The 12,377-nt window shown below is 71.3% G+C and carries 12 protein-coding genes; 5 read left to right on the top strand and 7 right to left on the bottom strand.

Translation table 11 applies throughout. From position 1 onward, the window contains the following. Positions 1 to 60 precede the first annotated feature (60 nt). A complete protein-coding gene (locus ACWGR4_RS01060; protein WP_452134167.1) occupies positions 61 to 480 on the top strand; it encodes a Scr1 family TA system antitoxin-like transcriptional regulator in 420 nt (139 codons plus the stop codon). Positions 481 to 521: 41 nt separating this feature from the next. Here the strand turns inward: ACWGR4_RS01060 and ACWGR4_RS01055 are convergent, their stop codons facing one another. Both ACWGR4_RS01055 and ACWGR4_RS01050 read right to left on the bottom strand, forming a co-directional pair. Beyond that, positions 522 to 1,007 carry a nitroreductase/quinone reductase family protein gene (locus ACWGR4_RS01055; RefSeq protein ID WP_379996581.1) on the bottom strand — a complete coding sequence of 162 codons (486 nt, stop codon included), beginning with the start codon at positions 1,005 to 1,007 and terminating at the stop codon, positions 522 to 524. A gap of 50 nt (positions 1,008 to 1,057) precedes the next feature. Continuing rightward, positions 1,058 to 1,954 carry a LysR family transcriptional regulator gene (locus ACWGR4_RS01050; protein ID WP_452129903.1) on the bottom strand — a complete coding sequence of 299 codons (897 nt, stop codon included), beginning with the start codon at positions 1,952 to 1,954 and terminating at the stop codon, positions 1,058 to 1,060. Between the two features lie 135 nt (positions 1,955 to 2,089). On the opposite strand from ACWGR4_RS01050, the gene ACWGR4_RS01045 reads away from it, so the two are divergent. Beyond that, a complete protein-coding gene (locus ACWGR4_RS01045; protein ID WP_379996577.1) occupies positions 2,090 to 2,980 on the top strand; it encodes an NAD(P)H-binding protein in 891 nt (296 codons plus the stop codon). Between the two features lie 111 nt (positions 2,981 to 3,091). Further along, positions 3,092 to 3,817, top strand: a complete 726-nt coding sequence (locus tag ACWGR4_RS01040) for an SDR family NAD(P)-dependent oxidoreductase (protein WP_379996575.1) — start codon at positions 3,092 to 3,094, stop codon at positions 3,815 to 3,817. A 75-nt stretch (positions 3,818 to 3,892) separates the two neighbouring features. Here ACWGR4_RS01040 and ACWGR4_RS01035 read toward each other — a convergent pair whose 3' ends face one another. Continuing rightward, positions 3,893 to 6,163: an MMPL family transporter gene (locus ACWGR4_RS01035; RefSeq protein ID WP_452129902.1), complete on the bottom strand. Its 2,271-nt coding sequence runs from the start codon at positions 6,161 to 6,163 to the stop codon at positions 3,893 to 3,895. Between the two features lie 175 nt (positions 6,164 to 6,338). Between ACWGR4_RS01035 and ACWGR4_RS01030 the strand changes: the two genes are divergently transcribed. Together ACWGR4_RS01030 and ACWGR4_RS01025 are read left to right on the top strand one after the other, a co-directional pair. Further along, complete coding sequence (locus ACWGR4_RS01030) at positions 6,339 to 7,508, top strand: sensor histidine kinase (RefSeq protein ID WP_452129901.1); 1,170 nt, start codon at positions 6,339 to 6,341, stop codon at positions 7,506 to 7,508. Then, positions 7,483 to 8,145, top strand: coding sequence for a response regulator (locus ACWGR4_RS01025; RefSeq protein ID WP_379996569.1), 663 nt, complete (start codon positions 7,483 to 7,485; stop codon positions 8,143 to 8,145). The genes ACWGR4_RS01030 and ACWGR4_RS01025 overlap by 26 nt, the downstream gene beginning before the upstream one ends. A gap of 33 nt (positions 8,146 to 8,178) precedes the next feature. Here the strand turns inward: ACWGR4_RS01025 and ACWGR4_RS01020 are convergent, their stop codons facing one another. The 4 genes from ACWGR4_RS01020 to ACWGR4_RS01005 all read right to left on the bottom strand — a co-directional run bounded on the left by ACWGR4_RS01020 (position 8,179) and on the right by ACWGR4_RS01005 (position 12,375). Continuing rightward, positions 8,179 to 9,417, bottom strand: coding sequence for an amidohydrolase family protein (locus ACWGR4_RS01020; protein ID WP_452129900.1), 1,239 nt, complete (start codon positions 9,415 to 9,417; stop codon positions 8,179 to 8,181). Next, the gene (locus ACWGR4_RS01015; protein ID WP_452129899.1) at positions 9,417 to 10,292 is read right to left on the bottom strand and encodes an amidohydrolase family protein; all 876 of its coding nucleotides are present in this window, start codon (positions 10,290 to 10,292) and stop codon (positions 9,417 to 9,419) included. Before ACWGR4_RS01015 ends, ACWGR4_RS01020 begins: the two co-directional genes overlap by 1 nt. Positions 10,293 to 10,385: 93 nt before the next feature. Beyond that, positions 10,386 to 11,765: an aminotransferase class III-fold pyridoxal phosphate-dependent enzyme gene (locus ACWGR4_RS01010; protein WP_439677105.1), complete on the bottom strand. Its 1,380-nt coding sequence runs from the start codon at positions 11,763 to 11,765 to the stop codon at positions 10,386 to 10,388. Further along, positions 11,746 to 12,375 (bottom strand): phosphorylase family protein, encoded by a 630-nt coding sequence (locus tag ACWGR4_RS01005; RefSeq protein WP_379996561.1) that lies wholly within the window; start codon positions 12,373 to 12,375, stop codon positions 11,746 to 11,748. The genes ACWGR4_RS01010 and ACWGR4_RS01005 overlap by 20 nt, the downstream gene beginning before the upstream one ends. Positions 12,376 to 12,377 lie beyond the last annotated feature (2 nt).

The following is a 12,377-nucleotide window of genomic DNA, read 5'->3' as shown; positions in this document are numbered from 1 at the left end:
TTCTTTCTCCGGGGGGGGGGGCCCGCGCCCCCCCCCCCCCCCCTAACCCGCTTTTTTTCTCTGCCCTCACCCTGGGGGGGGGCGGGCCCCCGCCCGCCCCCCCCCCCCCCGACCGGAGAGACAGCAGGCGCTCACGACACGACCCGTCGGTTCACCTTCGTCATCACCGAGACGGCGTTGCGTTGGGGCTTCTGCCCGCCGGAGGTTCGAGCGGGGCAGGCTGCGCACATCGCGTCGACGACCACCCTGCCCAATGTCGAGATCGGCGTGATCCCACTCGGCGCGCCAGTGCACGAAGTACCGCTGCACGGCTACGAGATGTTCGACGACCGACTCGTCAACGTGGGCCTGGAGCACGCCACCGTGGCGGTAACCGACCCGAGCGACATCGCGACCTGTCACGGGCTGTTCCGTCTGATGGCGGATGCCGCGTCGATGGGCGACGATTGCCGCGCACTCCTCGACCAAGTCCGCTCGTAGGATGCCGAACGACCGCGTCGGCGGCCCCGCCTGACTGCGCGTCAGCCTCGGGTGGCGATCAGGGTGGTTTCCGGGAGGCGGATGAGGGGAATTCGGCGGTCGGTGCGGGTTTGGTAGTTGGCGTAGTAGGCGCGGTCGGCGGTCAGGGCGGCCCAGGTCTTCGTGTACTCGTCGCCGTCGAGGATTTCCGGGACGCTCCAGTACGTCGCGTGCTGCACGCGGACCAGGAGCTGCGGGTTGGCCGTGCGGTCGGACAGGTTCACGTACCAGGACGGGTGCTTGGCGGCGCCGGCGAAGGAGCCGACCACGATGCGGTGGCCGTTCTCGTCCGCCCAGAACGGCAGGGCGACCTTGTGCATCCGGCCGCTCTTGCGGCCGACCGTGTGTACGAGCACGTGGTCCATCCCGGCCAGCAGCCAGACGTCGTCGCCGTCCGACTGTTCCATCTGCGAGACGTGCTCCTTGGTGAAGAGAACGATCTCCTCGGGCGAGGGCTCGATGAATTCGTCGTTCTTCTGTTCCGCCATGATGGTTTTCGCTCCAGAAAAGGCACGCGCGGCAGTTGGGTTGCGCGACTCTAGTCCGGGTCTCGCCAACCATCAATGCCGGTCTCGGGGATCCGGACGTGGTCCGCGTCACGGCTCCCGACCCCCGTCCGGGCCACCGCCGAGGCCGCTCGGACCAGCGCCGCCACCGCCGTCGAGCGGGACCGTTCGGGCCAGGCGACGGCCAGCACCGACGGCGGCGCGTCCACGACCGGCCGGAACACGACGCCCGGGCGGGGGTAGCGGGCGGCGACGGAACGCGGCAGCAGCGGGGTTCGGCACTCCAGGGTCACCAACGTCAGCAGTTGGGCGAGGTCGCGCCCCGCATGGCGGTGCTCCTGGATGTACCGATCCACCTCCTCGGCGCGCAACCCCAGGTCGGCGAGGGTCAACGACTCCTCGGCCGCGAGCGGGTGCGCGGCGGCGAGGGCGGCCACGCGCGGTTCGGCGATCAGCGTCTCGGCGTCCAGGCCGGCGCGGTCGAACGGCTCATGGACCAGGGCCACGTCCACCTCGCCCCGGCGCAGCAGGTCGGGCTGTTCCTGCCAGCCGCACAGCCGGATCCGTACCGGCATCGCTCCCGGTTCGGCCGCGTAGCGCGCCAGCATCGGCTCCAGCAGGTCCCCGTCACCATCCGCCTTCATCGCCAGCACCAGCTTCGGCGAGGCGTCGGCGGCGCGCCGGGCCCGGCGTCCGGCGGCCTCCAGCGCGTCCAGCGCGGGCCGCGCCTCCGCCAGGAGCACCGTGCCGGCGGGGGTCAGCGCCACACTGTGCGTGGTCCGCTCGAACAGGACCGCGCCCACTTCCGCCTCCAGCGCGCGGATCGCGCGCGACAGCGGTGGCGGCGAGATCCCCAGCCGCTCGGCGGCGCGCGCGAAGTTCAACTCCTCGGCGACGGCGACGAAGTAGCGCAGTGGGCGGGACTCCACGTACTCACCCTCTCCCCTACGTTCGGTTCGGTATTGCCCTGAGGGTAACAACCGGGAGCCGATCGATCCTTCAGTTCGGGGCTGCCGGCCACCAGGCTCGACGACATCCCTTCGAACATCTCCCCTGGAGTATTCGTGATCGTCGTCACCACCCCGACCGGACAGATCGGCGCGCAGGTTCTCACCGGCCTTCTCGACGCCCCGGGCGCCGTCCCGCCCGTACGGGTGATCGCCCGCGACCCCGCGCGCCTGCCCGCGAACATCCGCGAGCGGGTCGAGGTCGTCGCCGGTTCGCACGCCGACCCCGTCGTGTTGAAGGAGGCGTGCGCGGGCGCCGACCGCATCTTCTGGCTGGTGCCGCCGACGCCCGGGGCGGCGAGCGTCGACGGCCACTTCCGCGCCTTCACCGAGCCGCTGCGCGACGTGGTCGGCGACGACGGCATCCGACGTGTCGTCGCCGTCTCCACCCTCGGGCGCGGCGTGGCCGAGAACGCCGGGCAGATCTCGGCCTCGCTCGCCATGGACGAGGCGATCACCACCATGGACGTGCACTACCGGGCGCTGTGTCCGCCCTTCCTCATGGAGAACCTGCTGCACCAGGTCGAGCCGATCCGCCGCACCGGCATGTTCTTCCTGGCCACCACCGAGGACCGAATCCTGCGCACCTGTGCCACCGTGGACATCGCCGCCACGGCCGTCCGACTGCTCCTTGACGACTCCTGGACCGGTTCGGCCGACGTCCCGCTGGTCGGCCCCGACGACCTGACCCCGCCGGCCATGGCGGAGGTCCTGTCCGAGGTGCTGGGCCGGCCGATCGGCTTCCGGCGCACGAGCAGCGCCGAGTACAAGGCGACCCTGATCGGCCACGGCGCGAGCGAGGCGTGGGCCCAGGGGCTCGCCGACATGGTGGACTCGCTGGACGCCCAGGGCTACTACGGCGCCGACGCGGGCAGCACGCCCGAGACCGCACCGACCACGTTCCGCCGGTGGTGCGAGGAGGTGCTGCGGCCCGCCGTCACGGCCTGACCGAACCCGGCCCGCGTGCCGCGCAGTGCCGGTGATCACACCCATACCGGCAGGTCGGGGCGCCCTCCCCCTCGTAGGATCGCGACAAATCCTACGAGGGGACAACGGGGCATGGACGCACGGCGATTCGTGGTGGTCAGCGGCGGGGGCAGCGGCATCGGACGGGCCATCGCACGCCGGTTCGCCGCGCAGGGCGACCACGTGACCGTGCTGGGCCGCCGTCCCGGGCCGATCGCCGCCGTCGCCGAGGAGATCGGCGGCGTCGCGGTCGCCGTCGACCTGACGGACCCTCATGCGGTGGAGCGGGCCCGGGAGTCGCTGCCCGAGCGGGTGGACGTACTGGTCAACAACGCCGGCCGGCGGCTGCCCGCGCTCGACGACCCCGACCTGGCCGCCGTCGCCGACCACTGGCGCGGGATGTACGACCACGTCGTCCTGCCCACCATCTTGCTCACCGAGGCCCTGCTCCCCCGCATCGCCCGCCCCGGCGGCCGCATCGTGTCGATCGGCTCGACCGCCGGACTGCGCGGGAACAACGCGTACGGCGCCGCCAAGGCCGCCGTGCACGCCTGGAACCACACCCTCGCCGCCCGGGTCGGCCCCGACGGCATCACGGCCAATATCGTCGTCCCCGGCTACATCGCCGACACCGAGTTCGCCTTCGACATGGTCCAGGACGCCGCCGAACACGCCCGCCGCGCGGAGGCCACGCTCGTCAAGCGCGTCGGCCGCCCCGACGACATCGCCGCCGCGGTCGCCTTCGTCGCCTCCCCCGAAGCGGGCTACATGACCGGCGAGTTCGTCAACGTCAGCGGCGGCCACGTCCTGGGCCGCTAGGCCCTGTCCGATCCGCCGGACAGGGCCTGGATGACGCGCCGAGGTCCCGGACGCCAACGGCGGGCAGGAGTCGAGTCACCGGTCGACCAGCCGTGGACGCGGGGCCTCACCTGCGGATTCCGCGTCGATGTCGTCGGCCCCGACCGGGCCGCCGGGAAGCATCGAGTCCAGCCACTTCGGCAGCCACCAGTTGGCCCGGCCGAGGAGTGTCATGGTCGCCGGTACCAGCACCATGCGCACGACCGTGGCGTCGATGAAGATCGCGGTGGCCAGGCCGAGCCCGAACATCTTGGTGGAGGGGTCGTCGGTGACGGCGAAGGACAGGAAGACCGCCACCATGATGAGGGCGGCCGAGGTGATGATCCGGGCGGTGCCCGAGATGCCGTCGACGATCGCCGTGCCGTTGTCGCCGGTGCGCAGGTACTCCTCGCGTACGCGGGAGAGGAGGAACACCTCGTAGTCCATCGACAGGCCGAACAGGATGGCGAAGAGGAACATCGGGATGAACGACACGATCGGAACCGTCGCTTCCAGCCCGATGAGTGCGCCTCCCCAGCCCCACTGGAAGACCGCGACCATGACGCCGTAGGCCGCGCCGATGCTCAGCAGATTCAGCAGTACCGCCTTCAGCGGTACGAGTATCGAGCGGAAGACCAGCATCAGCAGCAGGAACGACATCGCCGCCACGGTGGCGACGAACAGCGGCAGGCGTTCGCTGGTGCGTCGGCCCACATCGGACAGGCTCGCGGCGGCACCGCCGACGTGGGCCCTGGCCGGACCGTGCCCGATCGCCGTGGGCAGCACCTCGGTGCGCAGCCGGGCGATGGTGTCGGCCGTGGCCTTGTCCTGGGGGCTGGTGGTCGGGAACACCACGAGGGTCGCGATGCCGGTGGCCCGATCGACGCGCGTCGGCGCAACGGATGCAATGCCCGGATCCGCCGCGACCTTCCCGACGAGTCGGTCCAGCACTCCCGGATCACCGGCGGGGTCTGCGGCGATGACGAGGGGGCCGTTGATGCCCGGGCCGAACCCCTCGGCGACGAGGTCGTAGGCCCGGCGCTCGGTACGGCTGTGGGGCAGTGAGCCGTCGTCGGGCAGGCCGACGCGCAGGCCGAGCACGGGCAGCGCCGCGATCAGCAGCAGCCCCGCCGCGCCGACCGCGTACGGCACCGGGTGCCGGCTGACGTGCCCGATCCAGCGACGCCACCCGGCGGCATGGGCGGCGCCTGCCGCCGGGTTCCGCCGCCGTGCGAGTCGGCCCGGCTTCCTCGTCCGCAGAGCCCGGCCGATCCGGCCGGGCCGGGCCAGGCGTGGGCCGGCCGCGCCGAGGAAGGCCGGCAGCAGCGTCACCGACGCGAGCACCATGGTCAGGACGACGATCGAGACGGCGAACCCGCCCACCGTCATGAACGGTACGTTCGCGACCGCCATGCCGAGGATCGATACGACGACGGTGCCGCCGGCAAAAACCACGGGCCGCCCCGCCGTGGCCACCGCTCGCCCCGCCGCGTCGCGGGGATCGACCCCGCGCGCGAGGTACTCCCGGTGCCTGGCGAGCACGAACAGCGCGTAGTCGATGCCCACTCCGAGCCCGACCATGCTGCCCAGGACCGGGGCGAAGGTCGGGACGTCCGTCACCCCCGCCAGTACCGTCATCGTGGCAACCCCGACGGTCAGCCCGAAGACCGCCATGCCGATCGGCAGCGCGGCGGCGACGAGCGAACCGAACGCCAGGAACAGGATTGCGGCCGCGGCGAGGATGCCGATCAGCTCGCTCACGCCGCCGTCGGGGCTGGAGAAGGCGTAGAAGAGGTCCCCGCCCATCTCGATGCGCAGGGGCAGTTCGGCGCGCAGCCGGTCGCCGAGGTCCACGAGCGCGTCGAGGTCTTTCGCCGACAGCCGGCTCTGGTCGGGGTACTGCACCCGGACGACCGCGATCCGCCCGTCGGCCGAGACCAGGCCGCCGCGCACGGAGGTGTCCTCGCCCGCGTCGAGTGCCCCGACCGGGTCGCTCGTGCCGAGCACGTGCGGCAGCCGCCGCACCTCGGTCTGCAGCCGCGTGAGAGCGGTGCGCGCGCCGCCGTGGTCGAAGAACGTCGCGCCGCCGTCGCGGGGGGTGACGACCACCTGGGCGGTCATGCCCTCCTGGCCGGTGCCGGCCCGCTCGATCAGTTGTGCGGCCCGTTGGGAGTCCAGTCCCGGAACGGTCATCGAGTCCGCGGTCCGCCCGCCGATGGCGATCGCGGCGAGGACGGCGAGCGCGGCGGCGATCAGCCATGCCGCGATCACCCGCCAGGGATGGCGGGCGGCGCTTGCGCCCAGGCGCAACAGGGCTTTCGAGAGCATCGATTTCTCCAACCACCTCGTCGGCCGTCCTTGTCCGGCCGCCGATGCCGAGGTTCGTCGCCACGGCGCTCCGCGGCATCGGCTCGCGGGCCGCGGATCCTTCGGCCCCGGGGCGGAAAGACGCCCCGTACTTTCGGCCGATGCGCGGTACGGCGCGGTCCCTAGGCTGAGAACCGTGCTGCGAAACGACCTGCGAACCCTGTGGACCGAACCCCGACCGCCCGACGCGCCCGCCCGGGTGTGGCGGGACTGGGCGCTGCTCGCCGCGGCCCTGGGCGGTGTGGTGCTGGAGGCCGGCCTGCGCGAGAACGTCGTGTGGCGGCCGGTGGCGGCGGTTTTCGCCGTATGGCTGTGCCTGCTGCTCCTGTGGCGCCGGACCCGCCCACTGGCGATGGTCACGTTGGCGTTCGGCTCGGTGATCCTGCTCCAGCTGGTCTCGCTGGTCGCCGCACCAGGGCCCGTCGGCCTGGACACCGGCGCGGTCGTGCTCGTGCTGGTGTACGCGCTGCCCCGGTGGGGATCGGGACGGGAGATCGTGCTGGGCGGCGGGGTGATCCTCACGGCCTTCGCGCTGTGTGTCGTCACGTACGAAACCCCGGTCACCCAACTGGTCGGGGGTTTTGTCTTCCTGCTGCTGCCCGGCTTGATCGGGGCAGCCGTGCGGTTCCTGGTGACCGCTCGCGAGCGGCAGTTGGAGCAGGTACGCTCCCGCGAGCGTGAGCAACTCGCCCGGGAACTGCACGACACGGTGGCCCACCACGTTTCGGCCATGGTGATCAGCGCCCAGGCGGGCCGGGTGCTCGCGGGCACCGACCCGTCCGCCGCCGTCGAGGCGCTGGAGGGGGTCGAGGAGGAAGGGGCGCGCACGCTGGAGGAAATGCGAGCCATGGTCACCGCGCTGCGCGACCGCGGGACCGGCACCGAGCTCGCGCCGCCTGCCGGTGTCGCGGATCTGGAGCGCCTGGTGCGCACCCCGGGTGGTCGGCTCAGGGTCGACCTGGGGCTCGACGGCGAGCTGGATACGCTGCCCCCGGCCTTGGACGCGGCCGTCTACCGCATTGTGCAGGAGTCGGTGACCAACGCCATGCGCCATGCGGTCGACGCGACCGAGGTCGTCGTCCGGGTCACCGCGGAACGGCGTACGGTACGGGTGAGCGTGCGCGACAACGGCCACCGCACCGGCCGAGGCCGTGCCGGATTCGGACTTGCCGGACTGCACGAGCGCGCCGCCCTGCTCGGCGGCGAACTACACGCCGGCCCCGGCCCCGAACAGGGCTGGCATGTCGAAGCCGAGCTGCCGAGAGGGAGGACCGAGAGCGGTGCCCATCCGCGTCCTCGTCGCTGACGACCAGACCATCATCCGCACCGGGCTGCGGATCATGCTGAACGCCCAGCCCGACATCGAGGTGGTCGGCGAGGCCGCCGACGGACGGGAAGCGGTCCGGATGGCCCGCGAACTGCGCCCCGACGTCTGCCTGTTCGACATCCGCATGCCCGTGATCGACGGACTGGAGGCCACCCGACTGGTCGCCGGCCCGGGCGTCGCCGACCCACTGGCCGTGGTCGTCATCACCACGTTCGACCTCGACGAGTACGTCTACGGCGCGCTGCGTGCCGGCGCCCGCGGATTCCTCCTCAAGGACACGGGACCGGACCTTCTGGCCCAGGCCGTACGGTCGGCGTCCGGCGGTGAGGCGCTCATCGCGCCCAGCGTCACCGTCCGGCTGCTCCAGGCATTCGCGGACCTGCCCGTCGGCCGGCCCGTGGCCCAGCCGATCTCCCCCGTCACCGCCCGCGAGGAGCAGGTGCTCCTCGCCGTCGCTCGCGGACTGACCAACACCGAGATCGCCGACGCACTGCACATCAGCCTCAGCACGGTGAAGACGCATCTGGCCGGTCTGATGGCCAAACTCGGCGCCCGCAACCGGGTCGAGATCGCGATGTGGGCCTACGAAACGCGCCGTATCCTCCCCGGGCCCTGAGCCGGCTGCCGGGCCACGTCCCATGAGTCCCCGTCAGGACCGGGTGAACGCCGGACTGTTGCTGTGCTCGGGGACCGTTGCCAGCGGCTCCGAGACCTCTGCGTGTGTCGGTCCGACCTCCGCCGCGAGCGCGTCCAGTGCGGCCAGGTCGAAGCCGTACAGCGTCGCCGCGTTGCCGGCCAGGATCGCGCGCAGTTCCTCGGGCGACGCGTCGTGGAACGAACGGCGCAACGACTCGCGCGTGTACGGGTAGGTGCCCTCGTCGTGCGGGTAGTCCGCGCCCCACATGTAGCGGTCCACGCCCAGTTCGTGCCGCGCCGCGGCCTCCGTCGGCGACGGGAAGCTCGCGCCCACCCAGCAGTTCCGGGCGAAGTACACGCTCGGCGGCTCGGGCAGCCGGTCCGCCTCGGTGTACTTGAGTTCGCCGATCCGCCCCGACGCCATCTGCGCGTGATAGGCGTCCAGTTGCCGCAGCAGCGGCGGAACCCACGCGGCGCCCTGCTCGGTGATCGCGAACTTCAGCCGGGGAAAGCGCGCGAACGCCCCGGACAGCAGCATGTGGGTCAGTGGCCGACGGGAGAACAGCGTCGCCTCGGCGATCCACAGGAACGTCGCCGCCGGGTAGTCCCCATAGTCCGGACTGCCGGAGCCGCCGTGGTTGACCACCGCCAACTCCAGGTCCTGGCAGACCTCCCACAGCCGATCCCACTCCGGCGCGTACAGCGGCAGGATCCCGGTCGCGTCCGGCGGCGTGGTCGGGATCAGGATGCCCGCGAGCCCGCTCTCCTTCGCCCACACCGCCTCGGCCACCGCGTCGTCGACGTCGTTCAGAAACACCTGGGCAAGCCCGGCCCGGCGTACGGCATTTGCTCCACCACACCACTGGGCCAGCCACCGGTTGTGCGCCCGGATCCCGGCCAGCCGGCGGGCGTAGGAGTGCGCCGACGACGGCGGGCGCGCGAGTAGTTGGCCGGTGGGGAAGAACGGCGGCACCGTGTTCGGGAACACCACCTCGGCGACGATCCCGTCGGCGGCCAGTTCGGCGATCCGCCGCTCGTCGTCCCAGTTGCGGGTACGCCCGTCGCCCTGAAGGTCGCGGAACGGGTTGCGGTAGCGCCCCCGCCAGGCGTCGAACTCCTCATGCCAGGCCGGGTCCAGGAACTCCCGGTAGACGTCCATGCCCGCGCCGGCATGCCCGTCCGCCGAGATGACGGTGTAGCGCCCCGAACCGCCCGACCCGCCTGAACCGACCGCACCGCCCGACCCGCCCATCACCGCTCCCCCAGCTTGAATACCCGCATCGCGTTCTCCCGCAGGAACTTCGCCCGCACCTCGGGCTTGAACGGCACATCCGGCAACTCGCGGAAGATGCGCTCCAGGGACAACCCCATCGGGTAGTAGCCCGCGTACATCACCTTGTCCGCCCCACGCGTGTTCGCGTAGTCGACGATCGCCTTCGGGTAGTACTTCGGCGCGAACGCCGAGGTCATGTAGTACAGCCCCGGCCACTTGAGCATCAGCTTGACCGCCAGGTCCTCCCACGGCTCCGCGCCGTGCCGCATCACGATCCGCAGCTCGGGGAAGTCGTAACAGACCTGGTCGAAGTGCATCACGTCCTGGCACGCGGACGGCACCCGCGGACCGGCGATGCCCGCGTTGGACACGATCGGCAGGTCCAGGTCGATGCAGGTCTGGTAGATCGGGTAGTAGCGCCGATCGCTGACCGGCACCTGCGGATTGCAGCCCGCCGGGAACGTGGTCACCGCGACGATCCCGTGCTCCTCGTACGCCGCCCGGATCCGCCGCACCGCCTTGGTGATGTCGTTCGGATCCACCTCCAACGTCGGCCGGAACCGCTTCGGATACGCGGCGATCGCGCGCAGCGCGGTCTCGCTCAGCCCGACCAGGCCGATCTCGACGCCGCACGCATCCATCCGACCGATCGTCACCTCGACCGGATCGGCTCCTTCGTCCAGCCGGTTCGGCACACCCTTGAACATGTACTCGGCGGGAAACTCCATCTCGCCGCTCTCCGCGTCACGCAGTTGCGGCTTCAGGAAGTCGTAGTGGCTCCTGGCCTGCGCACTCGGGAAGCCGATCATCAGATCGACCGCACCCAAGGCATCGGCGGACCCGGCTTCGGACATGGCGAACCCCCTGCCCATCAGTTGATTGACTCCATCAACTTAACAGCAGCAGGGGGCAACAGCCATAGGCAACGAGCGCGAGCGGCGCGGGCGTCAGCGGTTGGTCATCGCCTGCTTGATCAGCGTCCGACCGAAGTCCCACATCAGCCCCGTGCCCTTGTGCGCGTCGTCCATCACGTCCACGAAGCCCGCGACGAAGTGATCCACGTCCTCCTGCCCGATCACATACGGCGGCAGCAGCTTGATCACGTCCATGTGGTCGCCCGCCACCTGGGTGAGCACCCGGTGCCGCTGGAACAGCGGTACCACCACCATCTGCGCGAACAACCCGTGCCGGGCCGCCTGGAGCGCCGTCCACCCGGCGCGCAACTTCAGCGAGCGCGGCTTGCCGAACTCCAGGCCGATCATCAGGCCCCGCCCGCGCACCTCCGCGAACAGCTCGTACTTGTCGATCAGCGGGGTCAGCGCCGCCGTGAACGCGTCGCCCATCCGCGCGCTGTTCCCGATCAGGTCCTCGTCGTCGAGCACCGCCAGCGTGGCCAGACCCGCCGCCATCGCCTGATTGTTGCCGCCGAACGTGCAGTCGTGCACGAGCACCCGGTCCATCGTCGAATAGACCTTCTTGAACACCCAGTCACGGGTCAGCGTCGCGCCGATCGGCACATAGCCGCCCGACAGCGCCTTGGCGACCGTGACGATGTCCGGCTCGACGCCGTCCTCCCACTGGTACGCGAAGAACCTGCCGGTGCGCCCCATCCCGGTCTGCACCTCGTCGGCGATCAGCAGCGCGCCGTGCTCGCGCAACAACTTCTGCGCGGCGGCCAGCCACCCCGGCGGCGGCGCGAGCACACCCTTGCCCAGGATCGGCTCGATGATCAGCGCCGCGACGTCACCGCGCTTCAACTCCCGGGCCAACGCGTCCAGATCGCCCAGCTTGATACCCACGTCCGGGAGCAGCGGCTCGAAGCCCTTGCGGAACTCGGCCGCGCCGTTGACGGAGAGCGCGCCCGTGGTCAGGCCGTGGAAGGCGTGGTCGATGTAGACGATCCGGCGCCGCCCGGTGGCGAACCGGGCGAACTTCAGCGCCGCCTCGACCGCCTCGGTCCCACTGTTGCAGAAGTACACCCGATCCATCCCGGGCGCGCGGGCGAGCAGCCGGTCGGCCAGCGCGGCGGCCAGCGGCGGGGTGTGGAAGTGCACGATGTCCGGCAGGTCGAGCGCGATCACGTCCTGCATCGCCTTGCGCACCACGGGATGGTGCCGGCCCACCCCGTAGGTGCCGAACCCGGAGAGGAAGTCCAGGTACCGGTCGCCCTTGTCGTCGTACAGGTACGGCCCCTCGGCCCGGACGTACTTCCGGTCCATGCCGATCGTCCGCAGCACGCGCGGGAGTTGCGGGTTGAGGTGCTTCGCGTGCAGCTCGAAGCCGCGGTCCGCGTACGCCTCGTACGTCTCACCCAGGTCGAACGTCATCGCCCGCCGTACCTCCTGACTTGGTTCGCTCGTCGTTGGCCCAGTCAAGCAGGGCCGGGGTGGCGTGGCGCAACGTGCGGAACGCCCGGAACCCGTCCACCACCAGGCGGGGCCGGAGCAGTTCGCGCTCCGGGGTGTCGGTGATCACCCGGATCACCCCGGCCGGCCGCTCCCCCGCCGCCGCCAGCAGCCACACCGACTCCATGTCGGCGGCCAGCACGCCCCGTTCGCGAAGCGTGCCCCGGGCCCGGCCCTTGACCAGCTTGTCCACCGTCTCGATCGGGCCGTGATGCAGCCTCAGCTTCGGCGAGACCCGCTGCATCCACTCCGACAACACGCCGGACGTGGGCAGTTCGACCACGGTCCCATCCGGGCCGCGCACCTCGGAGGCGACCACCACGTCGCCCACCGCGACCCCGGGGCCGACCCCCGCGCCGAATCCCGCCACCGCCAAAGTGCCGAACTCCTCGGCCGGCAGCGCGGACAGGGCCCGCGCGCGGGCACGGGCCTTGTCCGCTCCCATGCCCGCGCGCACCACGCGCACGTTGAAAGCCCCCATCAGCCCCGCCTCGACCGCACGCATCTCGATCCGAAGCGGAGTGACCACCATCA

It is taken from the genome of Embleya sp. NPDC055664, assembly GCF_053618075.1.
This window is presented reverse-complemented; position numbering and strand designations above follow the sequence as displayed.